This is a genomic window from Mesorhizobium sp. M6A.T.Ce.TU.016.01.1.1 (assembly GCF_003997065.1).
In the GTDB taxonomy this organism is placed as follows: Bacteria; Pseudomonadota; Alphaproteobacteria; order Rhizobiales; family Rhizobiaceae; genus Mesorhizobium; species Mesorhizobium mediterraneum.
On record NZ_RZTJ01000001.1, the window covers coordinates 421,659 to 445,320 of the forward strand.

General features: G+C 62.4%; 28 protein-coding genes. 14 read left to right on the top strand and 14 right to left on the bottom strand.

Features of this window, described 5'->3' with window-relative positions; translation table 11 throughout:
* Positions 1-79: 79 nt before the first annotated feature.
* From EOC94_RS02190 to EOC94_RS02205, 5 genes are all read right to left on the bottom strand, one after another.
* The gene (locus EOC94_RS02190; protein WP_095487166.1) at positions 80-322 is read right to left on the bottom strand and encodes a YMGG-like glycine zipper-containing protein; all 243 of its coding nucleotides are present in this window, start codon (positions 320-322) and stop codon (positions 80-82) included.
* A 79-nt stretch (positions 323-401) separates the two neighbouring features.
* The gene (locus EOC94_RS02195; RefSeq protein ID WP_095487661.1) at positions 402-728 is read right to left on the bottom strand and encodes a hypothetical protein; all 327 of its coding nucleotides are present in this window, start codon (positions 726-728) and stop codon (positions 402-404) included.
* A gap of 135 nt (positions 729-863) precedes the next feature.
* Positions 864-1,046, bottom strand: coding sequence for a hypothetical protein (locus EOC94_RS33970; RefSeq protein ID WP_095487164.1), 183 nt, complete (start codon positions 1,044-1,046; stop codon positions 864-866).
* Between the two features lie 142 nt (positions 1,047-1,188).
* Positions 1,189-2,223, bottom strand: a complete 1,035-nt coding sequence (locus tag EOC94_RS02200) for a sensor histidine kinase (protein WP_095487162.1) — start codon at positions 2,221-2,223, stop codon at positions 1,189-1,191.
* Between the two features lie 155 nt (positions 2,224-2,378).
* Complete coding sequence (locus EOC94_RS02205; RefSeq protein ID WP_023797107.1) at positions 2,379-2,546, bottom strand: DUF1328 domain-containing protein; 168 nt, start codon at positions 2,544-2,546, stop codon at positions 2,379-2,381.
* On the opposite strand from EOC94_RS02205, the gene EOC94_RS02210 reads away from it, so the two are divergent.
* Positions 2,545-2,745, top strand: coding sequence for a hypothetical protein (locus EOC94_RS02210; protein WP_127288436.1), 201 nt, complete (start codon positions 2,545-2,547; stop codon positions 2,743-2,745). The two genes, EOC94_RS02205 and EOC94_RS02210, sit on opposite strands and share 2 nt — an antisense overlap.
* Before the next feature lie 17 nt (positions 2,746-2,762).
* On the opposite strand, the gene EOC94_RS02215 is transcribed toward EOC94_RS02210, so the two are convergent.
* On the bottom strand, positions 2,763-3,557 hold the full coding sequence (locus EOC94_RS02215; RefSeq protein ID WP_095487160.1) for a response regulator: 795 nt from the start codon (positions 3,555-3,557) through the stop codon (positions 2,763-2,765).
* Positions 3,558-3,794: 237 nt separating this feature from the next.
* On the opposite strand from EOC94_RS02215, the gene EOC94_RS02220 reads away from it, so the two are divergent.
* Positions 3,795-3,989, top strand: a complete 195-nt coding sequence (locus EOC94_RS02220; RefSeq protein ID WP_095487158.1) for a NepR family anti-sigma factor — start codon at positions 3,795-3,797, stop codon at positions 3,987-3,989.
* A 3-nt stretch (positions 3,990-3,992) separates the two neighbouring features.
* A complete protein-coding gene (locus EOC94_RS02225) occupies positions 3,993-4,544 on the top strand; it encodes an RNA polymerase sigma factor (RefSeq protein ID WP_029348707.1) in 552 nt (183 codons plus the stop codon).
* Between the two features lie 38 nt (positions 4,545-4,582).
* On the opposite strand, the gene EOC94_RS02230 is transcribed toward EOC94_RS02225, so the two are convergent.
* Positions 4,583-4,963, bottom strand: a complete 381-nt coding sequence (locus tag EOC94_RS02230) for a response regulator (protein WP_095487156.1) — start codon at positions 4,961-4,963, stop codon at positions 4,583-4,585.
* Between the two features lie 350 nt (positions 4,964-5,313).
* Here EOC94_RS02230 and EOC94_RS02235 point away from each other — a divergent pair, with 350 nt between their 5' ends.
* The gene (locus tag EOC94_RS02235) at positions 5,314-5,640 is read left to right on the top strand and encodes a DUF883 family protein (protein ID WP_095487154.1); all 327 of its coding nucleotides are present in this window, start codon (positions 5,314-5,316) and stop codon (positions 5,638-5,640) included.
* 11 nt (positions 5,641-5,651) lie between these two features.
* Complete coding sequence (locus EOC94_RS02240; protein WP_095487152.1) at positions 5,652-6,116, top strand: hypothetical protein; 465 nt, start codon at positions 5,652-5,654, stop codon at positions 6,114-6,116.
* A 101-nt stretch (positions 6,117-6,217) separates the two neighbouring features.
* Here the strand turns inward: EOC94_RS02240 and EOC94_RS02245 are convergent, their stop codons facing one another.
* Positions 6,218-7,735 carry an HWE histidine kinase domain-containing protein gene (locus tag EOC94_RS02245; protein WP_245465470.1) on the bottom strand — a complete coding sequence of 506 codons (1,518 nt, stop codon included), beginning with the start codon at positions 7,733-7,735 and terminating at the stop codon, positions 6,218-6,220.
* Between the two features lie 178 nt (positions 7,736-7,913).
* Between EOC94_RS02245 and EOC94_RS02250 the strand changes: the two genes are divergently transcribed.
* Complete coding sequence (locus EOC94_RS02250; RefSeq protein ID WP_095487148.1) at positions 7,914-8,114, top strand: hypothetical protein; 201 nt, start codon at positions 7,914-7,916, stop codon at positions 8,112-8,114.
* 29 nt (positions 8,115-8,143) lie between these two features.
* On the opposite strand, the gene EOC94_RS02255 is transcribed toward EOC94_RS02250, so the two are convergent.
* A complete protein-coding gene (locus tag EOC94_RS02255) occupies positions 8,144-9,064 on the bottom strand; it encodes a diacylglycerol kinase family protein (RefSeq protein ID WP_126104630.1) in 921 nt (306 codons plus the stop codon).
* Positions 9,065-9,354: 290 nt separating this feature from the next.
* On the opposite strand from EOC94_RS02255, the gene EOC94_RS02260 reads away from it, so the two are divergent.
* Positions 9,355-10,755 carry a PRC-barrel domain-containing protein gene (locus EOC94_RS02260; protein WP_127288438.1) on the top strand — a complete coding sequence of 467 codons (1,401 nt, stop codon included), beginning with the start codon at positions 9,355-9,357 and terminating at the stop codon, positions 10,753-10,755.
* Positions 10,756-10,804: 49 nt separating this feature from the next.
* On the opposite strand, the gene EOC94_RS02265 is transcribed toward EOC94_RS02260, so the two are convergent.
* On the bottom strand, positions 10,805-12,382 hold the full coding sequence (locus EOC94_RS02265) for an alkaline phosphatase family protein (RefSeq protein ID WP_127288439.1): 1,578 nt from the start codon (positions 12,380-12,382) through the stop codon (positions 10,805-10,807).
* Between the two features lie 224 nt (positions 12,383-12,606).
* Between EOC94_RS02265 and EOC94_RS02270 the strand changes: the two genes are divergently transcribed.
* From EOC94_RS02270 to EOC94_RS02285, 4 genes are all read left to right on the top strand, one after another.
* Positions 12,607-13,539 carry a VOC family protein gene (locus EOC94_RS02270; protein ID WP_095487140.1) on the top strand — a complete coding sequence of 311 codons (933 nt, stop codon included), beginning with the start codon at positions 12,607-12,609 and terminating at the stop codon, positions 13,537-13,539.
* A 10-nt stretch (positions 13,540-13,549) separates the two neighbouring features.
* Positions 13,550-14,173, top strand: coding sequence for an alpha/beta hydrolase (locus EOC94_RS02275; protein WP_127204268.1), 624 nt, complete (start codon positions 13,550-13,552; stop codon positions 14,171-14,173).
* Between the two features lie 3 nt (positions 14,174-14,176).
* Positions 14,177-14,476 carry a GNAT family N-acetyltransferase gene (locus tag EOC94_RS02280; protein ID WP_095487136.1) on the top strand — a complete coding sequence of 100 codons (300 nt, stop codon included), beginning with the start codon at positions 14,177-14,179 and terminating at the stop codon, positions 14,474-14,476.
* 171 nt (positions 14,477-14,647) lie between these two features.
* A complete protein-coding gene (locus EOC94_RS02285; RefSeq protein WP_127288440.1) occupies positions 14,648-15,706 on the top strand; it encodes a dipeptidase in 1,059 nt (352 codons plus the stop codon).
* Between the two features lie 250 nt (positions 15,707-15,956).
* Here the strand turns inward: EOC94_RS02285 and EOC94_RS02290 are convergent, their stop codons facing one another.
* The 4 genes from EOC94_RS02290 to EOC94_RS02310 all read right to left on the bottom strand — a co-directional run bounded on the left by EOC94_RS02290 (position 15,957) and on the right by EOC94_RS02310 (position 20,838).
* Positions 15,957-16,217, bottom strand: a complete 261-nt coding sequence (locus EOC94_RS02290; protein WP_127288441.1) for a hypothetical protein — start codon at positions 16,215-16,217, stop codon at positions 15,957-15,959.
* 2 nt (positions 16,218-16,219) lie between these two features.
* Positions 16,220-17,455 carry an aminomethyltransferase family protein gene (locus EOC94_RS02295; protein WP_127288442.1) on the bottom strand — a complete coding sequence of 412 codons (1,236 nt, stop codon included), beginning with the start codon at positions 17,453-17,455 and terminating at the stop codon, positions 16,220-16,222.
* 211 nt (positions 17,456-17,666) lie between these two features.
* Positions 17,667-19,232: an NAD(P)/FAD-dependent oxidoreductase gene (locus EOC94_RS02305; protein WP_127288443.1), complete on the bottom strand. Its 1,566-nt coding sequence runs from the start codon at positions 19,230-19,232 to the stop codon at positions 17,667-17,669.
* A complete protein-coding gene (locus tag EOC94_RS02310) occupies positions 19,219-20,838 on the bottom strand; it encodes an NAD(P)/FAD-dependent oxidoreductase (RefSeq protein ID WP_127288444.1) in 1,620 nt (539 codons plus the stop codon). Before EOC94_RS02310 ends, EOC94_RS02305 begins: the two co-directional genes overlap by 14 nt.
* A 184-nt stretch (positions 20,839-21,022) precedes the next feature.
* On the opposite strand from EOC94_RS02310, the gene EOC94_RS02315 reads away from it, so the two are divergent.
* The 3 genes from EOC94_RS02315 to EOC94_RS02325 are packed head-to-tail and all read left to right on the top strand — an operon-like array spanning position 21,023 to position 23,650.
* Positions 21,023-21,817, top strand: coding sequence for a class I SAM-dependent methyltransferase (locus EOC94_RS02315; protein WP_127288445.1), 795 nt, complete (start codon positions 21,023-21,025; stop codon positions 21,815-21,817).
* 6 nt (positions 21,818-21,823) lie between these two features.
* Positions 21,824-22,540 carry a transcriptional regulator BetI gene (betI, locus tag EOC94_RS02320; RefSeq protein WP_127288446.1) on the top strand — a complete coding sequence of 239 codons (717 nt, stop codon included), beginning with the start codon at positions 21,824-21,826 and terminating at the stop codon, positions 22,538-22,540.
* 27 nt (positions 22,541-22,567) lie between these two features.
* Positions 22,568-23,650: an ABC transporter substrate-binding protein gene (locus EOC94_RS02325; protein WP_127288447.1), complete on the top strand. Its 1,083-nt coding sequence runs from the start codon at positions 22,568-22,570 to the stop codon at positions 23,648-23,650.
* Positions 23,651-23,662 lie beyond the last annotated feature (12 nt).

Here is a 23,662-nt window from a genome sequence, read left to right on the forward strand (position 1 = left end):
CACCTTTTTTCGAAGGAGAAGACAAGCAGAGACCGGACGAGCCGGTCTCTGCTTCTATTGCCTCATGCGTTTGAACGGATCAGCAGCGAGCCGTATAGAGACGGCCACGGTTGTCGCGGTACTGGCAATAGCCATTGCGCAGGTTGCGCACCAGCAAGCCGGAACCGGCACCGATGGCTGCGCCGACAAGCGCACCCTTGCCTCCGTCAATCAGGCCGCCAGCCAAAGCGCCGACACCGGCGCCGACGCCGACATCCCGCTCGGTGGTGCTGCAACCGCTGACTGCGACCACGGCAACCATGGCAATAATCATCTTCCGCATAGAGTCACTCCTCGCTTTGTCCTCACTTGTAGCTCCACCCGTCACTTATCATGCGAAAAAGGGTTTTGCCTGCTCGATTTTATTGTTGGCTAAGAGAATCTTTTACGGGGCGCGCGCCGTTCGAAACAACCTCGACGTTGGAAATCTCAACGGAAGCGTCGAGCGTGCCGTCTGGACGCACATTCCAGACGATCTGGTCGTAATCATCCTCCAGTGGCGGATCGACGGGCAGGCATTTGGCAATTACGCGCGGGGCTTGACCTTGCACATCGCCCAGGGCGAACGGACGCTCGGCGGTGCATTCCTGAGCGGTTTCGAACACGCTCATCGATGCGGGCAGTTCGCGGCATTCGGTCATTGTGTTCGAACAACCAATGACCAGCAGCACGGCAGCGATGTGTTCCATGGCGACGGTCCTCTCGCCATAAGAAACGGGCCACATTCGCCAAAGTTCCTGCGATGCAGGCTGGCGCGCGATTGATTCGAGAAACAGGTCAACATGAGGCAAGCACAACCCGCCGGCCACTTTGGTTCCGATGCTCTAGATCAACTGGAACGCGGCGGCCAGGACGACCGCCGCGGCCAGCGCAATTGCGGCGACGCCGAGGGTCGGGAGGGAAGCACGGGGCGATGGCATCGCGGATGCTTCGATATCCTGAAACCCGCCCATCGAAACGCGTGCGGCCTGTTCCAGCCTGTTGATGTCGGCAACCGTCAAAGCCACTCCTCCCGTGCTGCGCAGCAAACTGCGATCGAAAACGTCATGCGTAGCGGTGCTGGGAAAAACAGCATCGGACTTTATGGTGAATAGGTGGTTAAAGCCGGGGCGGCCGTGATCAGTCCACTTTGGCTCGGCTGTTGTCCGTTCAATCGGTCTCGAAATTGCCGCGAGGAACAATAAGGCGATACTCGAGGCGGTCCCTGGTGATTTCAAGTGTCGCCGTGCCGTTCAGCGACGCAGGGACGACGCGCTCGAGCGCGACACTGCCAAAACGCTTCTCGCTGGGCTGATTGTCATTGGCTCCGATGGCTTCGGCCCATGTCAGCGACAGGGCGGTCTCACCAGCGGAAGCAGCCGTCAGATCGGCCGTCACCTCGACGAATCCGTCGGCTCGCGACAGCGCGCCGTAGCTGACCGAATTGACGGCTAGCTCGTGCATGGCCAAGCCGATATGCAGGGCGGCATTGGGGTTGAGGTATGGATTTGCACCCTGGAAACGCAGGCTGCGCGAGGGGTCGGCTCCATAGCGGCCAACCTGACCGGACACCAGTTCGCGCAGTGCCGCTCCCCGCCAGTTGGACGAGGTCACCAGATCCTGGGATGAGGCAAGCGACTGCAGCCGGCCGCGAAAGCGTGTCAGGAAATCACCGAGCGTGTCTGAATAACGGCTGGTCTGGGTGGCGATGCTCTGGATGATGGCCAAAAGGTTCTTCGAGCGGTGGCTGACCTCGCGCAGCAGCGTCTTCAGGGTCTGCTCGCGACGTTTCTGCTCGGTCGTTTCGACCATGGTGGTGACGACGCCCTGCACGGCGCCGCCGTCGTCGTGATCGGCATCCACCCATATTTGGAACCAGCGAACGCCATCGTCGGCGGGAATGCTGAGCTCAAGATGTTCGGGATTGCCGGATGCGATGACGTTGCGTTTGGCCGCACCGATACGCTCCGCCTGCGCCAGTGGCAGGTTGCCGTTGCTGTCGGCCGTATCGGAGGCCCATGGCGGGCGCATGTTGCGGGCCCAGACGGTTTTCATCTCGCGATCCTGATAGAGAACCGAGATGCCGGCATTGTGCAGCGCATGGAGAAGGGCCCGGCCAAGCTGCATTCCACTCTCAGCGGAATGCAAAGCGATGATCTCATCACTTCGTCCGCTGTCTTTCATGTCTCCGGCTCTGGATTGCATCGCACTTCACCCGCCCAGTCCAGGCTGAACGGATGACGGAAAAATGGGTTCCCAAAACAGGTCCGCCGAGCGACGTCCCGTTGAAGGACACCGCCCGGCGGTAGCTGGAAACCGCTTGAGGGGTGCGGCTCCCAGTGTCTGATCGCACCTAGCGTTCACGACGCCCGTTTGAACAAGCCCGCGATAAGCGAAATGATCAGGAAAGCGAGAAAGATGAAAAACAATATCTGCGCTATACCGGCCGAGGTGCCGGCGATGCCGCCGAAACCAAGAGCGCCTGCAATGATCGCGACGACGAGAAATACGAGCGCCCAGTAAAGCATGATCCATCTCCTTCGAATGGTGTGGCAAAAACGCCTTTCGCTGCCGTTTGTTCCACCATTTCCCGAAAAAGACGATCCCTGGAAATCTTTCCGGCCCGAATTGAATCGTCACGAGCAGGGAAAGTTCGAGGCGCAAAGGACGTTTGCCAGCCGCAAAGGGCCAGCGTCGTTTGATCTGTGGGAAACAGAGCGGCGCTAGGCTGGGCCTATGCGGTCCTATGCGGCGGCTTTCGCATGCCGGTCGAAGAACAGCGCCTGGCTGATCAGGGCCTTGACCATCTCCGGATTGAACGGCTTGGTGACGAGGAAGGCCGGCTCCGGCCGCTCGCCGGTCAGGAGACGTTCGGGAAAGGCGGTGATGAAGATCACCGGCACCGGCGTGGACGACAGGATTTCGTTCACCGCTTCGATGCCCGAGCTGCCGTCGGCAAGCTGGATGTCGGCCAGCACCATTTTTGGCCGCGTCTTTGCGAACATAGCCACCGCCTCGGCGTGGGTACGCGCAGTCCCGACGACGCGGTGACCCAGGCTTTCGACCATTTGCTCGATGTCCATGGCGATCAGCGGCTCGTCCTCGATGATCAGCACATCGGTTGCCACCTGGCGGGAAATCTCGTTGCTGGCCTCGGTGAGAAGTTCGGAGAACTCCTCATCGTCGACGTCGAGAATCTCCGCCGCCTCGTCTTCGCTGAAACCTTCGACGGCGACCAGCAGGAAGGCCTGGCGGGGGCGCGGTGAGATCGCGTTCAGATTGGCGGCGGCGCGCTGTTCCCACGCCGACTGCGGGTGCTCTTGCGGAACGCGGATGGCGACCGAGGTGAACAGCCTGGCGAAGACCTTGTAGAGCGCGATGCGGTCGTTCGACGCGTTCGGAAAGATGTCGACGTCGGCGATGATGGCTTCGAGCATCGCGGCGACCAGCGCGTCGCCACTCTCCTGCGATCCGGAAACGGCCCGCGAGAAGCGGCGCAGGAACGGCAGGTGTGGAGCGATGGTTGCGGATAGGCTCATGACGGACGTCTCCCTCTGACGTAAATGCATAGATTGCAGGCCAAGCTGATTACAAGTCCCGAAAATAGCCCTGAAAACACAAACGCCGGATTTCCGAAAAAGTTCCGATGGTTGTGGAACTAATATAATGGGACGGCGTTTGAGGTCGGGATGGGGCAACCCGACGAGGGGGCCGCTTGCTTTGCGTCTTGTGTTGAGGGGCGGCCGGGTGCTGGGAACAAAGGGCGAAATGAAGACATGACGAAAAATACCACGGCTGGCGCTGCAAACAGGCGCCGGGCTGCTTCCGGCGACCCGCTCGGGCCAAATTCGGAAATCGGCCGCAAACTCAAACAATATTACGACGAGCTGGTCTCCGACAATGTGCCGGATCGCTTCGCCCAATTGCTCAGCCAGTTGGAACGGGCCCAACCTGCACAGAAAAAGGACTGAGGCATGGCGGCTGTCTCCCAGAGCTTCAAGACCGATCTGCTCGGCTCGATTCCGAGCCTGCGGGCCTTCGCCGTATCGTTGACGCAAAACGCCGACAAGGCCGACGATCTGGTGCAGGAAACGCTGGTGAAGGCCTGGGACAAGCATGAAAGCTTCGAGCCGGGCACCAATCTCAAGGCATGGCTGTTCACCATCCTGCGCAATGAATTCTATTCGCAGATGCGCAAGCGCGGCCGCGAGGTGCAGGACAGCGATGGCATCATGACGGCCAGGCTAGCCGTCCATCCGGCCCAGCACGGCCAACTCGACCTCAAGGACTTTCGTAGCGCGCTCGAGCAATTGCCCGAGGACCAGCGCGAAGCCATCATCCTCATCGGCGCTTCGGGCTTTTCCTACGAGGAAGCCGCCGAGATCTGCGGCTGTGCGGTCGGAACGATCAAGAGCCGCGTCAGCCGCGCCCGCACGCGGTTGCAGGAAATCCTGAAGATTTCCGGCGATGACGAGTTTGGCCCGGACGCGATCTCGGCTCAGGTGACGGGGTCGAACGCCGCCTGAACACTGACCCCGGCAATACGCGCCTCCGTTTCCGGACCTCAAACAAGAGGTCCGCGCCCGCACGCAGCCGCCACTGCCTGCACGAGGTCGTCTCCCGAATAGGGCTTGGTGACCAATCTGATATCGGGAAAGGACACCTTGATTTCGTCCATGTCGGAATAGCCCGAGGCGAAGACGAAAGGCACGCCCGATTCGCGCAGCCGCGAAGCGAAATCGAGCGTCGAAGCGCCGCCCAGCATGAGATCGACGATGGCTGCGTCGAATCGCAAGGCAACGTTCTTGCGATCGATCTCACCCAGATCGCGGGCGATGGTCACGTCGCCGGCGCCATAGTCGCGGCAAAGCTGCTCGACATCCATGGCGATCAGGAATTCATCCTCCAAAACAAGAATCCGCAATCCGTCAAGCAGGGGTGGCACGTGGCAATGTCTCCGTGGCGCGCAGGGAAAAGGGGAAGCGCAGGGAACAGAGGAGTCATGATCGCTATTTGGTGTCCTGTCATCTAAAGTTATTTGGCATTCTGTTATGTAAAAAAACACGTCCGTCGCAGACGACGGAATCTCGATCCTTCAACAGACGATCCGCAGGTTTAACTCGCGCTGGGAGGGTTGAGCGAGGAACGCCGGCTGCTGATCTGACGCCGGTCCTGGGATGTTCGGTTCGGGCTGGAACTCATACGCGGAAACACCCTTTCATGGACCTTGTTCCGATTTCGGAACCTTGGTGAGTATCGAGCGTTTGAAACCAAGCAAGCGCAAGGAGTTAAGCAATGGCGACTGCCGCAGGAAAGACCGCGAACGCAAGCCGGGCGAATTCGGATCTCGAGGCCGACATCAGGCAATTGAAAGCCGATATCGAAAAACTCACCAAGCAATTGGCCAAGACCGGCGAACATGGTTACGGGACGGCTCGCCGCGCCGCGACCGAAGGCGTCGAGCAACTGCGCGCCCAGGGCGAAGCGGCCTTCGACACCCTGCGCAGCAACGCCAAGGACCTCGAAGCGCAAGTGGCGGCGAGCGTGCGCGAAAAGCCGGTGACGTCGCTGGCGATCGCAGCCGGCGTCGGCTTTCTGTTCGCGCTTCTCGCGCGCCGCTAGCCTCAGCCCAGATGGGAATGCTGGCATCGCTGATCTCGGGCCTCGCCTCGGGTGAGACCGTTGCAGCCGTGCGTCGCGCGCGCACGGCTGCAATCGTCTATGCGCTCGCGGCACTTGCAGCACTGTGCGGCCTCGGTTTCCTCGTCGGAGCGGCCTATATTTGGGTGGCGGGCCGCTACGGGCCGATGGCAGCCTGCTTTGGTTTCGGAATCGGCTTCCTGGTGATCGCAGGGGTCCTCCTGCTTATTTATCAGCTGTCGGCCGGCGCGCGCGCCCGACGCAGGGCGCGGAGGCGCAATGCCGACATGAAGGCGGTCGGCATCACGGCTGCGCTCGCCATACTGCCGACGCTGCTCAAGGGGAAAGGTGGCCTGGGCACCATTCTCGGTCCGGCGATCGCACTCGCCGCCTACGCCATCTACCGCGAGAATATAAAGCCCGATGCCGACGATCCGGATGCCGGCGAAGCGAAATAGCTCGAAGCGATTCTTCTTCTTGTTCGACCATGATCTTATCCGAAAACCGGACCCCACTTTTCGCTGACGAGGACCTTCGGTTCGGGATCAGGGTCGAGCCATCACTTCGACAGATCCTCCAGCGGCATCGATATTTCGGCAAACACGCCTTCCGGCCGGAATTCGTGGGTCACTTCGCTGGAGATGACCTTAGCCAGGCTGCGGCGGATCAGGATCGAGCCGAAGCCGTGGCGTTCGGGCGAGGCAACTTCAGGCCCGCCGCTTTCGCGCCAGGTCAGCACAAGACGCCGTGCGCCTTTCCGGCCCTGTGCCTTCCAGTCGAGATCGACCTTGCCCGCAGCCGCCGACAGCGATCCGTATTGCAGCGCGTTGTTGGCCAGTTCATGCAGGATCAGGCCGAGCCCGACCGCCTGGTCGGGCGAAAGCAGGAGATCGGCGCCTGAGATCGTCATGCGCGGCTGTTGGGCGGTGTCGAATGGCTTGACCTCGATCTGCACGAGTTCGCGAATGCCGATGCCGCGCCACTCGCGGTCGGACAGCAGGCTGTGGGCGGCGCCTAGCGCCTGAAGCCTGGCGCTAAAGGCTTCGAGGAACTCGCTCGGCTGGTGGGCATGGCGAACGGTTTGCGTCGCAAGTGCCTGCACGGTCGCCAGCGTGTTCTTGACGCGATGGTTCAGCTCGCGCAGCAAGAGCCGTTGCCGCTCGTCGCCGAGCTTGCGTTCGGTGACGTCGTAATTGACGCCGAAGATCAACGTCGGCTTGCCGTCGCCGTCGCGCTCGATGACACGGCCGCGCGTAGCGAGCCAGCGCGGCGGACTGAAGCCCTTGACGCGGTATTCGCCAAAATAGTCGTCACCGCTGGCCAGCGCGTCGCGAAAGTGCGTCTCGGTCTGGTAGACATCGCGCGGGTCGATGGCAGCAAGGATATCGCGCGCCCTTAGCCGATTCGAGCGCGGCAGGTCGAACAGTTCGGACAGCCGGACATCGCATTCGATCATATCGGTGGGGATATCCCATGCCCAGCTAGCGAGCGAGGCGGCGTCGAGCGCTATGGCGCGCCGCTTTTCCTCACGCGCCAGCGCCGCAGCGGCGCTGGCGCCGTTGCGGGTGGCGTCCTTCAATGCGAACAGGCTGGCGGCGAGACTGGCGAGCGCCGTCAATTGTTCGAGCTTGGCGGTAGACGGCGACGCGCGCGGCTTGCGGTCGAGCACGCAGAGCGTGCCGATCCGGGCGCCGGCTACCACAATCACCGCACCCGCATAGAAACGGACATGGTGCTCGCCGGTGACCAGCGGGCTGGCGTTGAAACGCGAATCCGTGCTCGCATCGGTCACCACCATCGGCTCGTCGCCGGCGGCAATGGCGTGGGCGCAGAAAGATGTATCGGTCGCGGCCTCGGTCTCATCCAGGCCGACACAGGACTTGAACCATTGCCGCTCGACACCGAGCAGCGTGACGAGCGCGATAGGCGCTTGCATCACCGCGGCGGCAAGAGCGCTGATACGGTCGAAGTCAGGATCGGCCGTCGTGTCGATTGCATCGAGACCGTGGAGCACGGCAAGCCGGTCCGCGGCGCCAACCGCGCCAAGCACATCGACCGGCAGAGTCGGCTTTTTCACTACCCTGCTATCCACAAGGCCCCCAAATGCATCGGCTTGCAGCCATTCGCGCTAGGCCAGTTGCCTGGCTCTGAAACCGGAACCTTCGCCTTGAGGAACCGTTACCCAACCACGTTTTGCCAGCCGCGCCCGCCGGCGCCAAACGACATGCTTGCGCCAAACAACATGGAGGCCGATCATGCCCAAGATCGTTCCTGAAGACAAAGCCCGCCAGGGACGCTGGGGGTGGCACACTTTCCGTATCTTGATCGCCGCGCTGCTTTTGGCGTTTATCGCCTGGGGCATCGCGGAGATTTACGGCAACATGATAGACAAGACGTCGACAACCGAACAGGGCGAGCTTCCCAGGAACGAACAGGGCGAGATTCCCAAAGGCTGAAGCCCTCTGATCGACTGTGCCGGCCTGCATCACGCGGCCTTCGCTTGGACAGCGCGCGCCGGGACGAGAACGTTCAGCGCGCCAGGACGGATTTCGATCGTCGTTTCGCGGTCAAGCCTGACCAGTTCGCCATCCATGACGGCTCGGAATTTCTTGGTTGCCGAGTGGACTTTCAAAACGGCCCGGTCGGCCTGGTGGATTTCGACGTGCTCGCTGTCGCGCCATTTGCCGCGCGCCATGTCGAAGAGGAACCTGATCAGTTCGCCACGCCGCCGCGCCACCGTGACATAGATGCCGAGCACGCCGCCGGCGGGATTGTCGGCATAGGGTAGATGACCCTCACCGAACAGATTGTTGGTGATGCCGATGCCGGTGGTGCGCGTCACGATCTCGGCTTCGCCGATAGTCAGCGTCACCTTCATTGCCGACGGATTGTTGATCGCCGCCCAGGCAGCCTTCGCCGAGGCCCGCATCTTTCCCAACCGCGAGCCGAACTCCATGGTCTGGCGAAGTTGAACCATCCTGGCATGCATGCCGATCGAGAACTGGTGCACGAATGGCTGGCCATTGGCGGTTGCCATATCGACTGCGATCACCTCGCCGTCGGCAAAGGATTTCACTGCCGCGTCAAGGGTCTGTGGGATGCCGAGCCCGCGCGCGAACAGGTTCATCGTGCCAGCCGGCAAAATGGCAAGTGCCTTCTTCTTGCCCATCAACCGAGCCGCCGCGGCCGAAATCGTGCCGTCGCCGCCACCGGCCAGAACAATGTCGATGCTGTGCTTCGAAGCGATGCGGTCCAGCGCTCTAACGATGTCATTGCCGGCAACGATGTCGATATCGATGGAGTGACCTGCTGCCTCCAATGTCTGGCGCATCCGGTCGGTGAACGCGGAAAGATCAATCGTGCGCAAGGTGCCGCCCTCCTGGTTCAGCACCGCCGCAAATCGCATCCCCCCGCTCCGTTTTTTCTTGTCAGCCATTGGGTAATCATCGACCAGGACAGACCCAGCCACAGGCTGAAACGGGGCGGCTGAAAAAAAGTTCCGCAGCTCTAACGAAAATACAGGCGCGAATCTCACCGGCCGACTGCCTGATTGGCGCGGTTCGGAGGGTTTTTTCACGACGCTCGCCATGGTTTCGGAACAACGGCGCGGTCACGACGTTGTGAATATGTAACGCCGCGACCAATCTCCCACCGGCGGCCCGTGGCGTGAACGAAATAACGCACGAGGAGATTACAATGATCCGCACCCTTTTAACCACCACCGCACTCGCAGCGTTGATTGCGACCGGCGCATACGCGCAGACGGCCACAACCCCGGCGCCGACGCAGGATCCAGCAGTCCAGGATACCGCTCCGGCTGCTCCCATTCCGCGCGCCGAAGGCAGCCTGGTAACCAATATCATCGGTGAATCTGTCTATAATGGCACAGCCGACGATGCCGAGAACATCGGCAATGTCAGTGATGTCATCTTCGATGAAAACGGTCAGGCGAAATCCGTCGTCATCGGCGTCGGCGGCTTTCTTGGCGTCGGCGCCAAGAATGTCACTTTCGACTACAGCAAGCTGCAGTGGGCCGAACGCAATGGCGACCGCTGGCTGATTGCCCAAACCACAAAGGATGAATTGACGGCTCAGCCGGACTTCGATCGCAAGCCCTATGATCCGGCTCCTGCGGCCAGCGACACCACGGCCACGGCTCCTCCAGCCCCTTCTGGCGCGACCGATACCACCGCACAGAACGCTCCGGCGGCTCCGGCTGAACCGGCTCCTGCCGAACCCGTGAAGCGCGCCGATGGGAACCTTGCCACCAACATCATCGGTGAAACCGTCTACAACGGCACTGGCGACGATGCTCAAAACATCGGCGACGTGAACGACATCGTCCTGGCCAAGGATGGCATGGCCGAGTCGCTAATCATTGGCGTCGGCGGCTTCCTTGAGGTTGGCGAAAAGAACGTGGCCTATCAGTTCGACAAGGCCAAGTGGGCGGAGAGGGACGGTGATCGCTGGCTGGTGGCCGAGACCACCAAGGAGGGGCTGGAGGCGTTGCCGGAGTTCGACCGCAGGCCCTATGATCCCGCCCCGGTGACTACCGCATCCACTGACGCGGCGGCGCCGGTAGCTACCACCCCTACCGTCACTCCGGCTCCAGCACCGGCGGACAAGACGGCGCAAGCCCGCGCGGCAACGCCTGACACCGCTGCTCCGGCCCCAATGGACAAGACAGCCGAGGCTCCGGCTGCAGCAACGCCTGACGCCTCCGCCCCCGACCAGACGCAGACCGCTGCGATCGACAAGTCGGCGCTGACCGAAATGCCGGTCGACAAAATCCGGTCCGAGGATCTGGTTGGAACCACCGTCTATGGCGCCAATGATGTCAATGTCGGTGAAATTGGTGACGTCGTGCTGACGGGCGACAAGAAGGTCGACGCCGTCATCATCGACGTCGGCGGTTTCCTTGGCGTTGGCGAGAAGGAGGTGGCGATCGGCATGGACAACCTCAAATTCATGACCGACAAGGATGGCAAGCGCTACCTCTACACGAACTTCACCAAGGAGCAGCTCGAGGCGCAGGCCCCCTATGACAAGGCTACATATGCGCAAAACCGCGACACACAGCGCATGATCATGCGGTAGTTCGCTCCAACGATGAAAAAGGCCCGTGCCGGCAACGGCGCGGGCCTTTTCATGACTGGAAAGGTGGCAGGCCTGCGACGTGGCCGGCAACGCCATCCTCGGTCAGTTCGGCAAGCGCCAGCGACTGGTCGAGATGTTCGGCCCGCCAGGCAAGCAGCCTTTCGGCAAGCTCCAGCCGGACTGGCAAATAGGCCGGGTCGGCAGCGACATTGGTTAGCTCGTCTCGATCCTTCTCGAGGTCGAACAGCAGCGGCGGCAGGCCGCCGCCGAAATGTACATATTTGAATTTTTCCGTGCGGATGACGGCCAGATTGCACTGGCGCGGACCGATGCCGAAGTGGCGCTCGGCATGACCCTCGGCTACCGAGCGGAAATCGAACTCCCAATGCGCGGCCTCGCGCCAGTTGTCCGGCTCCCCGGCATCCAGGAACGGCTTCAGCGATTGTCCGTCGAGATGCGGCGGCGTTTCCTCGCCAAGCAGATCGAGCAATGTCGGCGCTATGTCCACCGCCTCAGTGAAGCGGTCGACGCTGGCGCCGGCCGCTTTGCGGCGGCGCGGGTCGCGGATGATCAGCGGAATATGAAAACTGCCGTCGAAGAAGCCGCCCTTGCCCAGCATGTAATGGTCGCCCATCATCTCGGCGTGGTCCGAGGTCAGCACGATGATGGTGTCATCCCATGCACCCGCCGCCTTGACCGCCTGCCAGATGCGGCCAAGCTGCGCGTCGACCTCCGAGATCATGCCGTAATAAAGCGCGCGGATGCCGCCAAAATTATCGTCGCCCCAGTCGCGCACCTTGCCCTCGGCGCCGGGGCGGAATTTTGTCCGCTGCTGCTGGTCAAGATCATAGGCAAGGTAGGGGTGGCTCTCCGCCTCGGCCTGCCAGCTCGCGGCGCGGCGGAAGGCTGTGCCGTCGGCCGGATCATACATCATATTGTAAGGCTCCGGCACGATGAAGGGCGGATGCGGGCTGAGGAAGGAAAGATGCGCAAACCACGGTGTGTCGCGCTCCTGTTCGCCAAGCCAGCGGACGAATTCGCCGGTCAGGAAAGCGGCTGGGGTCTCGTCCTTCGAATAGACGGGCGGTGCGCTGGTCACCGCGCTTTCGATCCTGCCTCCAATCTCGCTCGCTGGCCGATGGATGTCGGGAAAGCCGGCGCCGCTATCGATGCCGCGCGCCTTGAGCCAGGACAGCCACGGTTTCTGATGCTCCGGCAGGAGTTGGCGCACGGTGAAGCCGGGCAGCACGCCTTCGTAGCTTTTCAATCGCGGGTCGCCCGGCGCAAGCATACGCGGATCGAGTGACACATCGGTATAGCCGAACAGCGTCGGATCATAGCCGAGACCGCGCAAGGAAAGCGCGATGTTGCCGTGGCGGCCATCGAGCGGCGTGCCGTTGCGACAGACGCGGTTGTTCATCTGGTAGAGGCCGGTGTAGAGACAGGCGCGCGCCGGCGAGCAGGGCGCCGCCCCGCCATAGTGTTCTCTGAACAGTACACCCTCGGCAGCGAGCGCGTCGACGTTCGGGGTCCGCACCACCGGATGACCGACAGCCGACAGACAATCGCCGCGCCACTGGTCGCAGGTGATCAGGAGAATGTTCTGGCGTCTGCCTTTTTCGGCCAATCGCTGTATCCTTCCCAATCATGTGTCCGTGCCGCTCATGGAGCCGAATTTTGGCGATGACGCAAGCCTGACGGGTTTTCTGAATAGTGAACAGAAATCGCCTTATTGTTCACTTTTCCAGCACAGTCTATTCTGCGTTTGCGGCCTTTGCCGCCGGCTGGCGGGTCCTCATATTGGCGTGGACCGCGGCATGGGCCGCACAGGACAAGGGAAGGAGCAGGAAAATGCTCGACCAGATCAAGGGCCTGCATCATGTCACCTCGATGGCCAGGGATGCACGCCAGAACAATGAATTCTTCACAAAAAAGCTTGGCCTGCGCCGGGTCAAGAAAACCGTCAATTTCGACGCGCCGGATGTCTACCACCTCTACTATGCCGACGAGGTCGGCACGCCCGGCTCGGTGATGACCTATTTCCCCTTCCCCAACATCGGCAAGGGCCGCCACGGCGTCGGCGAGGTCGGCACCACGGTCTATTCGGTGCCCGAAGGCACGCTCGCCTATTGGGAAAAGCGTTTTGCCGATGAGGGCGTCATGGGGCTGTCGCGCGAAGAAACATTCGGCGAGAAGCGGCTTGCCTTCGCCGGTCCCGATGGCGACGGGTTTGCGCTGGTCGAGAACAAGGCCGACCATCGTGCGCCATGGGCGAAAGCTGGCATTCCCTCCGACGAGGCGATCCGCGGGTTTCACTCAGTGTCGCTCAGACTCAAGGATGGCGGCGCCACAGAAGAGCTGCTGAAATTCATGGGCTATGAGGAAGTCGACACATCCGGCAACGTAAAACGGCTGGCAGTGAAGAACGGCAATGGCGCCAATTTCGTCGATATCGAAGCGCTGCCGGGCGCTGCTTTTGCTGATCTCGGCGCGGGATCCGTCCACCACGTCGCCTTCGCCGTCGAAAACCGCGCCAAGCAACTCGAAGTGCGCAAGGCGCTGATGGACACCGGCTATCAGGTGACGCCGGTGATCGATCGCGATTATTTCTGGGCGATCTATTTCCGCACGCCTGGCGGCGTGCTGTTTGAGGTCTCGACCAACGAGCCGGGCTTCGACCGCGACGAGGATACGGCCCATCTCGGTGAGGCGCTGAAGCTGCCGACGCAGCACCAGCATCTGAGGCCCTATCTCGAACAGCATTTGCAGAAGCTCGAAGACTGAGGACAGGGCCATGAGCAAGGACGCTTACATCCACAAGGTGCTGCCCGGTTCGCCGGGCAGCGCGCTGCTTTTCGTCTTCCACGGCACCGGGGCCGACGAGAGCCAGCTTCTGTCGCTCGGGCGCGATCTCGCGCCGCAGGCGACCATCATCTCGCCGCGCGGCGATGTCTCGGAACACGGTGCGGGACGCTTCTTTCGCCGCACCGGCGAGGGCGTCTACGACATGGGCGACCTGGCGCGGGCGACGGACAAGATGGTGGGTTTTATCAGGGCACATGTCGAGGCGGCAAAACCCTCGTCGGTGCTTGGCCTCGGCTATTCCAACGGCGCCAACATCCTGGCCTCGGTGGTGTTCGCTGCGCCGACGCTTCTCGATGCGGCGGTGCTGATGCATCCGCTGATCCCGTTCGAGCCGCAGGTGCACGGCAGCCTTGCCGGCCGCCGCATCCTGGTCACCGCCGGCAGGCGCGATCCGATCTGCCCGCCCAACCTGACGTCGCGGCTGGAGGCGTATTTGCGCGCCGATGGCGCCGATGTCACAGTGGAGTGGCATGACGGCGGCCATGAGGTGCAGTCGAACGAGATCGAGGCGGCGCGGCGATTTCTGTCCGCTACGCCGGTAGAAGGAGCGTAAGCAATGCTTGACCAATTGCCGGAGATCGAACTGGAGGACCGCGGCTCCAAGGGCCGTTATCTCTTGCGCGGGCCTGACGGCGCCGAGGCGGAGATGACCTTTACCAAGGTCGGCGAGCACCAGATCATCATCGACCACACCGAGGTGCCGGATGCATTTCGCGGCCAGGGTGCCGGGCTTCGCCTCGTCACCCGCGCCGTCGAGGACGCGCGCGCGGCGGGCAAGAAGATCATCCCGCTTTGCCCGTTCGCCAACGCCCAGTTCCATCGTCACAAGGAATGGGCCGACGTGCTGAAACAGTAGGTTCGGCTCAATTCGGCCACCTGAGCGCGCGGGATGACGGTGGAAGAGCGGGTGGCCACAACGGGATAACGTCTCTGGCATTTGCGCAGTTCGCACATCTTGCCTAATTAGGCATATCGCCTGCAGACTGGCTGCGTCTGAGGCACACCCCCTTAACCGAATGGCTCCCTGATGACCGAATCCGATCTCGTCCCCGTCTTCGACGGCCACAACGATACGCTGCTCCGGCTCTATCAGTCGAAAGACACCGATGTCGAAAAGCTGTTCATCGAAGGGACGCAGGGCGGCCACATCGACCTGCCCCGCGCGAAGAAGGGCGGCTTTGCCGGCGGCATGTTCGCGATCTTCCCGCCGCCGGCTGAGAAATCCAGGCGCAGCGCGGTGCCGCCGGCACCCAGCGACAACGAGCCGTTGCCGCCCGAACTCTCCCGTGCCGACGCGCTCGATTCCACCATCGCCATGGCCTCGATCCTGTACAGGCTGGAGCGGGCGTCGGCGCTCACCGTTTGCCGCAGCGCCGGCGACGTGCGAAACGCGATGGCGCAAGGATCGATCGCTGCGGTGTTCCATATCGAAGGCGTCGAGGCGATCGACCCCGAACTGACGATGCTCGACGTGCTGTATGCCGCCGGCTTGCGCTCGCTCGGCATCGTCTGGAGCCGCCCGAACGCCTTCGGCCACGGCGTGCCGTTCCGCTTTCCGTCGACACCCGACACCGGACCTGGCCTGACAGATGCTGGCAAGGCGCTGGTCAAGGCCTGCAACCAGCTCGGCATCATGGTTGACCTTTCGCATCTCAACGAAAAGGGGTTTCGCGACGTCGCCGAGATCAGCGACGCACCGCTGGTCGCGACCCATTCCAATGTCCATGCGATCTGCGGCCATTCCCGCAACCTCACCGACTGGCAGCTCGGCGCGATCCGCGACTCGGGCGGCATGGTCGGGCTGAATTTCGCCACCGGATTCTTGCGCGAAGACGGCAGGATGAATGCCGACACCAGTCTCGACATCATGGCGCGCCATGTCGATTCGCTGCTGCAAGCACTGGGCGAAGACGGCGTCGGCCTCGGGTCCGATTTCGACGGCGCCATGATCCCGGCTGTGATCGGCGATGTCACCGGCCTGCCGAAGCTCATCGATGCGCTCGCCGCGCGCGGCTTCGGTCGCGCGCTGATCGAGAAGATCGCCTATCGCAACTGGATCAGCATGCTGGAAAAGACGATCGGGTAGGGTCTGCTGATATTCAGGTGATGCCGGCCTGCGAACGGCGGTTTTCTGCGCTTACCTACAGCGCCGCGCGCCCTATTGGGCGCGCAAAGGACGCTGTAGAACTTTGATTTTGCGCATGATCTTTCCGAAATCGATCTCGATTTCGGGGTTATGCGCGGGCTCACGTACTTTAAGTACGCTCCGCTCCGGTTCTCGGAAACCACCATTCTCGGCGCGGCCTGACCTGAATCTCAACACACCCTGGGGCGAGCTATTCAAAGCTCATGCGCTTCAGCCAGTCCCGGCCGATGCCGCGATCGCGGATGATCGGCAGCGGATCCGTCGAATCCAGCCGCGCGCAGATGCGGTAGACTTCGAGCGTCTCGGCGCTCATCTCGCCGCGCTTGTAGAAGAACATGGCCGCGGCATAGCGCGTGCGCCCCGACCATTTTTCGCCGAGCGGCGTGTTGACCAGCTCCCACTGCTCGCTGGCTTCTGCATCGACGTCGTGCTTGTTTGCCTCATCCGTCATGGTCAGAAATCCGCCGGTGGACTGGCGGTGCGGCGGTCGAGCTTGATGAAGGGCCGCTGCACCACCTTGGCCCGCTTCATCAGCTTCTGGTATTGCAACTCGCGCATGGCGTAGATCTCGACCCAGAGGTCGTCGACGACCGTGTCGCCGAACGGCCGCGCCAGCGACGCGATGGCGATGTTGCGCTTGGCCATAGGCGACCACATGGCGGCGCTGACCAGCCCGACCTGTTGGCTTTTCCGATAGTAGACGATGGCGTGTTCGGCGGGAATGTTGCCCTCGATCTCAAGCCCGACCAGCACATGGCGAAGACGCTTCTTCGCCCGCGCGCCTTGAATGGCGCGGCGGCCATTGAAATGACCCTTTTGCAGGTCGACCATGAAGCCGAGACCGATCTCGTCCGGCATGCGCAAGCGGTCGGCGCGAATGGCATGCTCGGACGTCGTGAAATCCGCATTGGCAACGATCAGCCCAGCTTCGAGCCGGGCGCGATTGAGCGCGGTGTAGCCGATGGCGCGGATGCCGCGTAATTCGCCGGCCAGTATCAGCCGGTCCCAGAGGCTGAGCGCCTTGTCGGCCGGCACGAACAGTTCGTAGCCGAGATCGCCGGTGAAACCGGTTCGCGAGATGGTGATGGTGCCGTGGTCATGCGGGAACTCGGCTAGATCAAAAACCCTCAGCCTTTCGACGCCGGCGAAACCGGCATCGCGCACCACGGCAAAGGAGGTTGGGCCTTGCAGCGCCAGACCGGCGACGGCCTCTGTTTCTTCCTCGACAGTCACGTCGAAGCCTGTGGCGCTATCCAGCAGCCAGGGCAGATGCCGTTCCTGCGAGCACAGCCGGAACCGTGTTGGCGACAGGCGGAACAGCGTGCCGTCGTCGAGGACGAAACCGTCGTCGTCGCACCAGGCGGTGTAGTGGACGCGGCCCGACTTCAGCTTGGTCACGTCGCGCAACGTGACGCGATTGAGGAAGGCCTCGGCGTCCGGCCCGGCGATGCGGTATTTCGTCATCGGCGAGATGTCGAACAGGGCCGCCTGGCTGCGGATGGCGAAATATTCGAGCTCCTCGTCCCACAGCGAATGTGGGGCACGGTAGCCGGCCCAATTGTACCAGTCATTGGTCCTGGCCAGCGCGTCGATGCGCGGCTGGAACGGCGTGCCGAGCCGCAAGGTACGGAAATGGGATTGTGCTGCGGCGCGGGCTGCTGAGGCGTCGAGGGTAGGTAGCTGATTCATGACTGCATTCCTTCGCGCCCCCCTCTGTCCTGCCGGACATCTCCCCCACGAGGAGGGAGATCGGCAGCTTGGGCGCCTCCTCTTGTTCCTCGGGCGTTGGTGATTGGCGAAAGCCGGGATGACGGCCAATCTCCCCCCAAGTGGGGGAGATGTCCGGCAGGACAGAGGGGGGCGCCGTAGAGCACGGCCTTGGCCGATTGAGTATTCATGCCTACCCCTTCATGCCAATAATGCGCCGCGCGGCATTCAGCCCTGGCGCGCCGGAAACGCCGCCGCCCGGATGCGAGCCGGCGCCGGCGAGGAACAGCCCGTCGATCGGCGTGTCGTAGCCCGACCAGCCGGAGACGGGGCGCGACATCAGCATCTGGTCGGCCTGCAGTTCACCGTGATGCCAGTGACCGCCCGGCATCCGGTAGCGCGCCTCGATGTCGGCCGGTGTCAGCAGCTCTGCATGAAGCACAGTCTTGCCGATTCCCGGCGCATAGGTCTCCAATTGAGCCATGATCGCCTTGAGGAATTTCGGCTTGCCAACGCTCCAGCCTTCTTTCAGCGCATAGGGCGCATACTGCACGACCGCAGACAGCACACAGGCGCCGTCCGGCGCCAGCGACGAGTCGGCAAGGCTGGGCAGCGTGATCTCCATCACCGGCTCGGGCGAGAACTCGCCGTACTTCGATGGATTGAAGGCGCGCTCGATATGATCGGGCGAGGGCGCCATCACCAGACGGCCCTTGTGGCCGGCGGCATCGACGCCGGTGAATTGCGGCGGCCGGTCAAGCGCCAGATGCAGCTTCGCCGCATCGCCCTTCATGCGGATGTTCTTCACTTTGCGGACAAAGCCGGTGTCGATCTCGCGCGGTCCGATAAGGTCGAAAAAAGTGGTCGCCGGATTGATGGCGGAGACGATCGTCTTGGCGCGGAGCATCTCGCCGCTGGCCAGCACAACGCCGGCGGCGCAGCCTTTCTCGACGATTATCCTTGCCACCGGAGTCGCCGTGCGGATGGTCACCTCTGCCTTTTCCGCCGCTGCGCGGATGGCTGAAATGACAGCACCCATGCCGCCCTTTGGCAGAACCTGCGCGCCGGCAGTGCCGCCTGCCTCGCCTGCCAGCCGAAAGTAGAGACCGAGCAGCGAGGTCGGCGAGCGCGGGCCGAGATGGCTGCCGAGCGTGGCATCGAAGGCGAGCAGCCCCTTCAGCCTGATATCGGCAAGCTGCTCATCGAGCAGGTCGGCAACGTTCATCAGCAGCACGCGCAGGAAATCGCGCATATCCTCCTTACCAAGCTTCTTCAATGCCAGCGCGGTCTGACCAAGCGATGCCGTCTCAAGCAGCGACATGCTGCCGAGGTCGGGCGGCCGGCGTGCAAGGAACGGCTTCAGGATGCCGGCGTAGCGCAGCAGTTGCGCACGCAGCTCCTTCCAGGCGGTCTGCTCGGAGGAACTGGCGCCGGTCAGCACCTCGCCATAGGCGCCGTGCAGGACAAGCGACGGGCCGTCTTTCGACAGCGCCACGGACGGCACGAAGTCGTCGCGCGCGAATTGCAGGCCGTGCTTCTCCAACTCCAGCGTCTTCACCACTTCGGGGTGAAGACGGTTCAGCAGGTGAGCGATTGAGGAGACGCGAAAACCCGGCGCGAATTCCTCGGTGCGCGCCGCGCCGCCGACGTCTCGGGCGGCTTCCAACACCAGCACCTGGCGGCCGGCTTTCGCCAGCGTGGCGGCGGCGACGAGGCCGTTGTGGCCGCCGCCGATGACAACAACATCAAATAACGTCATGGGCCGGGCTCATATGCTTAGTCGGCTTGGCAAGGTCGCGCAGGATTTCGGCCGCTGCATTGCGCCCGGGCGCGCCCATGACGCCGCCGCCGGGATGGGTCGAGGACCCGCACATATAGAGCCCCGTGACCGGCGAGCGGTATTGCGCGTAGCCCGGCACCGGGCGGTTGAACAGCAGCTGGTCGAAGGTCAGCTCGCCCTGGAAGATATTGCCTTCGGTGAGGCCGACCTCGGCCTCGATCTCACGCGGCGTGCGCACCTCCATATGGACGATGCGGTCGCGGAAGCCCCGCGAATACTCGGCGATCTGCGAAATCACGCTTTCGGCAAAACCATCGCGGTCGGCGTCGGTCCAGTCGCGGCCGTTCACCTTCGGTGGCGCGTACTGCACGAAGCAGCTCATGAAATGCTTGCCGGGCGGCGCCATGGTCGGGTCGAGCGTCGTCGGAATCACCATGTCGAGGAAGGGGTCGGCCGACCAGCGTCCGGCCTTCCAGTCGTCATAGGCGCGCTCCATGCGCTCCATCGAATCGGTGAAATGCATATCGCCGCGATAGACCGGCGAATCCTTCGGCAGCGCCGGGAATTCGGGCAGCGAATCCAGCGCGATATTGACCTTGCCCGACGAGCCGCGAATCCTAAAATTCCTGACTCGGCGCAGGAAGACGTCGGGCAGCTCCTTTTCCTCGACCAGCTTGAGGAAGGTGCGTTTCACATCGGCGTTGGAGACGACGAGCTTGCCATAAATCTCCTCGCCGTCGGCCAGCATGACGCCTTTGGCCCTGCCGCGCTGGATCAGCACATGATCGACCTCGGCGCCGGTGCGGATGGTGCCGCCGGAGGCCTGGAAGGAGGCGGCGAGCGCCTTGGTGACGGCGCCCATACCGCCGCGCGCATAGCCCCAGGCGCCGACCGAGCCGTCGACCTCGCCCATATAGTGATGCAGCAGCACATAGGCGGTGCCCGGTGACATCGGGCCGAGCGCAGTGCCGATGATGCCGGACAGCGCGAAATTCGCCTTGATGACATCGGTCTCGAAATATTCGTCGAGGAAGTCCGAGATCGACATGGTCCAGAAGCGCAGCGTCAGCGCCATTTCCTCAGGCGTGAGCCCGGCGAACTTTCTGCCCAGATACAGAAGTTCGCCGAGATCGCGCGGCCGGAAACTGGTCGGGTCGGGTGCAGTGCGCATCAGCAATGGCTGGATGAAGCGGCACTGCCGCGTCACGTCACGGGAATAGCGGTCATAGGCTTCCGCGTCGCGCCTGGAAAAGCGGGCGAATTCGCGCCGGTGGGCATCGTGGTCGCGGTAGTTGGCGAGGTAGTCGCCGTCGCGGGTGAACACCGCGCCGCCCTCGTAGGAAATCACCTGCAGGCCGAAGCGCGGCAGTTCGAGGTCGCGCATGATCTCGGGGCGAAACAGCGAGCAGACATAGGAGCAGTTGGAATAGAGGAAGCCGGGCGTCAATTCCCTGCTGGTGGCGGCGCCGCCGACCCAGCCGTTCTTCTCCACGACCAGCACGTCGAGGCCGGCACGCTGCAGGTAGCAAGCATTGACCAGACCATTGTGTCCGCCGCCGATGACGATCACATCCCAGGATTTCATCTTGGCTCAGCCTTCATTTCTGCCCGACCGCTTCGTGTGATCGATCCCGAATGCGCGAAATCTGGCATGGCTGTCGCCGTATTGTCCAGCCATTTTGAATGAATGTTCAACAAATGATGTTGCGTTTTCGCGTTAATCCGCTAGGCTTTGCCAACATTCGATATGGGCTTTGGACTGAGGTCTGATGATCGAAACGGTAGATGCCGAGCCGGAGTATGACGACACTGCCATCCGCTTCCTCGAGGCGCTGTGGGGCGACGGCTATCTGTCGCCTGGCGGGCCGGATGAGGTCGACCGGGTTGTCGAGGGCCTCGCGCTCGAGGGCAAGACGATCCTCGACATAGGTTGCGGCTCGGGCGGCATCACGCTGCATCTGCTCGAGCGCCATGGCGCTGCCCACGTTACAGGCTTCGATGTCGAGCCGCCGGTGATCGAGATGGCCAGGCAAAGGGCGGCCGCACGCGGGCTTTCCGGTCGCGCCAATTTCGTCCAGACGCCGCCCGGGGCGTTGCCCTTCGCCGACAGTTCCTTCGACGTCGTCTTCTCGAAGGATGCGCTGCTGCATGTGTCTGACAAGGAAACCTTGTTTGCCGAAATCTTTCGCGTACTGAAGCCGGGCGGTGTCTTCGCGGCATCGAACTGGATGATCTCGCACGACGGCGAGCCATCGCCTGAGATGAAGGCCTATGTCGCCGCGGAAGGCCTGTCCTTCGCCATGGCATCGCCGGCCCGCTATGCCGCGGCGATGCGCCGGGCAGGCTTTGCAGACGTCACGGTGCGTGACCGCAATCCCTGGTATCGCGACGTCGCGCGGAAGGAATTGAAACGCCTCAAGGGCCCGCTCTACCCGGCGGTTGCGGCTGCGGTCGGTGCGGCCTATGTCGACAAGAACATACGAACCTGGGAAGCCATGCAGAAGGTTCTTGACAGCGGCGAGCACCGTCCCACTCATCTTCGCGGTCGAAAGCCGGTTGGATAGCCGGCGATGCTGGAGACCATCACGCCCATGAAGACAGCCGAGGCCAGGGAGGCCCTCCTCGAATCAGCGCGCAAACACGAGCCCGAAAAGCGCGGTCGCAAGGCGTCGAAGGAGGTCAGGCAGCTGCAGCTGATCGAGGCGACAATCGATTCGCTGGCCAAGCGCGGCTATTCGGAGACGACGATGGCCGATGTCGCCGATGGCGCCGGCCTGTCGCGCGGGATCGTCAACTTCCACTTCGAGAGCAAGGAGAAGCTGCTCGTCGCCACGTTAGCATACATGGCCGACGAATATGCCGCGCACTGGCGCGCTGCCCTCACCAAGGCTGGCGACGATCCTGCCCGCCAGTTGCAGGCTCTGGTTGCCGCCGATTTCGACCGCTCGATCTGCAACAAGCGCAAGTTGGCCGCCTGGTGCGCCTTCTGGGGCGAGGCAAAGTCGCGCCCGACTTATCAAGCGCTGTGCGGCGCGCGCGACGCGGCCTATCAGAAAGTCTTCATCGATCTTTGCGCGACGCTCAAGCAAAGCGGCGGCTATGCCTTCGAGCCGCAAGTCATGGCGCTGGCGCTCAGTGCCATGCTGGAGGGTCTGTGGCTGCGGCTGATGATGGGCACCGAGGACGTCACCCGCGAAACCGCGCTGCAGGCGGCGAACGAGTTCCTGTCGGCTGCATTTCCAAAGCATTATCCGTGGCCAACAGCCGGCAGCGACAAGGCGGCATGAAACAATCAAAAAGAGGATGGAACAGCAATGAAGACCATGACCCGACGGCTGACACTGACATTGGCACTGACTGGTGTGCTGGCGGCTTCGGTCGCAGCGCTTGCGGTTGCCGCGGACAAGGACCTGATCGTGTTCGACTGGTCCGGCTACGAGGATCCCGGTTTCCACCAGAAATATGTCGAGAAGAACGGCGATTCGCCGACCTTCACCTTCTTCGGCGATGAGGACGAGGCGTTCGAAAAAGCCCGTTCAGGCTTCAAGGCCGATCTCGGCCATCCCTGCTCGCAAAGCGTGGTGAAATGGCGTGAGGCGGGGCTGCTGCAGCCGCTCGATACCTCGAAGATATCGGCCTGGAAAGACCTCAATCCCGGTATCATGGCGATGAAGGATCTCGCTACCAGCGCCGACGGCAAGGCCTGGTTCATGCCTTGGGACTGGGGCAACTCGCAGCTGACCTATAATTCCGACAAGGTCGATGAGAAGGACGTCCAGTCGCTGAAGGCCTTGGCCAATCCCAAGTTCAAGGGCAGGGTTTCCATCGGCGACAATGTCGACGACGCCTATGCGCTGGCCTCGCTGGCGATCGGGCTCAAGGACTGGACAAAGATGACCGACGACCAGTTCAAGCAGGCGTCGGACTTCCTGCGCCAGGTGCACAAGAATGTTCGCTCCTACTGGACCGATTCCACCGATATCGTCCAGCTGTTGAGCGGCGGCGAGGTCGACCTTGCCTGGGCGTGGAACGACGCGACGGTGCAGTCGGTCGCCGCCGGCGTGCCGATCAAGGCCAAGAAGGATACCGAAGAGGGGATTTCGACCTGGGTCTGCGGCTATGTGCTGTTCAAGGATGCGCCGGGGAATACCGACAAGGCCTATGATTATCTCAATGCCGTCAACGATCCGGAAGTCGCCAACATCCTGGTCAAGGACTGGGGCTATGGCCAGGCCAACGCCAAGGGCATGGCCGCTGTCGATCAGGCCGTGCTGAAGGAAAAGGGCTACGACGACGTGCAGAAATTCATCGACAAGACGCTGTTCCAGGCGCCGGTTCCATCGGATCTCAAGCTCAAGATGATCGCCGAGTTCGAGAAGATCAAAGCCGGCTATTGAGCTTGTTTCACC

Excerpts from the sequence above, each read along its gene's own strand:
- EOC94_RS02190 (WP_095487166.1), bottom strand. The coding sequence starts at position 322 with ATGCGGAAGATGATTATTGCCATGGTTGCCGTGGTCGCAGTCAGCGGT.
- EOC94_RS02195 (WP_095487661.1), bottom strand. The coding sequence starts at position 728 with ATGGAACACATCGCTGCCGTGCTGCTGGTCATTGGTTGTTCGAACACA.
- EOC94_RS02200 (WP_095487162.1), bottom strand. The coding sequence starts at position 2,223 with ATGCAATCCAGAGCCGGAGACATGAAAGACAGCGGACGAAGTGATGAG.
- EOC94_RS02210 (WP_127288436.1), top strand. The coding sequence starts at position 2,545 with ATGATCCATCTCCTTCGAATGGTGTGGCAAAAACGCCTTTCGCTGCCG.
- EOC94_RS02205 (WP_023797107.1), bottom strand. The coding sequence starts at position 2,546 with ATGCTTTACTGGGCGCTCGTATTTCTCGTCGTCGCGATCATTGCAGGC.
- EOC94_RS02215 (WP_095487160.1), bottom strand. The coding sequence starts at position 3,557 with ATGAGCCTATCCGCAACCATCGCTCCACACCTGCCGTTCCTGCGCCGC.
- EOC94_RS02220 (WP_095487158.1), top strand. The coding sequence starts at position 3,795 with ATGACGAAAAATACCACGGCTGGCGCTGCAAACAGGCGCCGGGCTGCT.
- EOC94_RS02225 (WP_029348707.1), top strand. The coding sequence starts at position 3,993 with ATGGCGGCTGTCTCCCAGAGCTTCAAGACCGATCTGCTCGGCTCGATT.
- EOC94_RS02235 (WP_095487154.1), top strand. The coding sequence starts at position 5,314 with ATGGCGACTGCCGCAGGAAAGACCGCGAACGCAAGCCGGGCGAATTCG.
- EOC94_RS02240 (WP_095487152.1), top strand. The coding sequence starts at position 5,652 with ATGGGAATGCTGGCATCGCTGATCTCGGGCCTCGCCTCGGGTGAGACC.
- EOC94_RS02250 (WP_095487148.1), top strand. The coding sequence starts at position 7,914 with ATGCCCAAGATCGTTCCTGAAGACAAAGCCCGCCAGGGACGCTGGGGG.
- EOC94_RS02255 (WP_126104630.1), bottom strand. The coding sequence starts at position 9,064 with ATGCGATTTGCGGCGGTGCTGAACCAGGAGGGCGGCACCTTGCGCACG.
- EOC94_RS02260 (WP_127288438.1), top strand. The coding sequence starts at position 9,355 with ATGATCCGCACCCTTTTAACCACCACCGCACTCGCAGCGTTGATTGCG.
- EOC94_RS02270 (WP_095487140.1), top strand. The coding sequence starts at position 12,607 with ATGCTCGACCAGATCAAGGGCCTGCATCATGTCACCTCGATGGCCAGG.
- EOC94_RS02275 (WP_127204268.1), top strand. The coding sequence starts at position 13,550 with ATGAGCAAGGACGCTTACATCCACAAGGTGCTGCCCGGTTCGCCGGGC.
- EOC94_RS02280 (WP_095487136.1), top strand. The coding sequence starts at position 14,177 with ATGCTTGACCAATTGCCGGAGATCGAACTGGAGGACCGCGGCTCCAAG.
- EOC94_RS02285 (WP_127288440.1), top strand. The coding sequence starts at position 14,648 with ATGACCGAATCCGATCTCGTCCCCGTCTTCGACGGCCACAACGATACG.
- EOC94_RS02290 (WP_127288441.1), bottom strand. The coding sequence starts at position 16,217 with ATGACGGATGAGGCAAACAAGCACGACGTCGATGCAGAAGCCAGCGAG.
- EOC94_RS02295 (WP_127288442.1), bottom strand. The coding sequence starts at position 17,455 with ATGAATCAGCTACCTACCCTCGACGCCTCAGCAGCCCGCGCCGCAGCA.
- EOC94_RS02305 (WP_127288443.1), bottom strand. The coding sequence starts at position 19,232 with ATGACGTTATTTGATGTTGTTGTCATCGGCGGCGGCCACAACGGCCTC.
- EOC94_RS02310 (WP_127288444.1), bottom strand. The coding sequence starts at position 20,838 with ATGAAATCCTGGGATGTGATCGTCATCGGCGGCGGACACAATGGTCTG.
- EOC94_RS02315 (WP_127288445.1), top strand. The coding sequence starts at position 21,023 with ATGATCGAAACGGTAGATGCCGAGCCGGAGTATGACGACACTGCCATC.
- betI (WP_127288446.1), top strand. The coding sequence starts at position 21,824 with ATGCTGGAGACCATCACGCCCATGAAGACAGCCGAGGCCAGGGAGGCC.
- EOC94_RS02325 (WP_127288447.1), top strand. The coding sequence starts at position 22,568 with ATGAAGACCATGACCCGACGGCTGACACTGACATTGGCACTGACTGGT.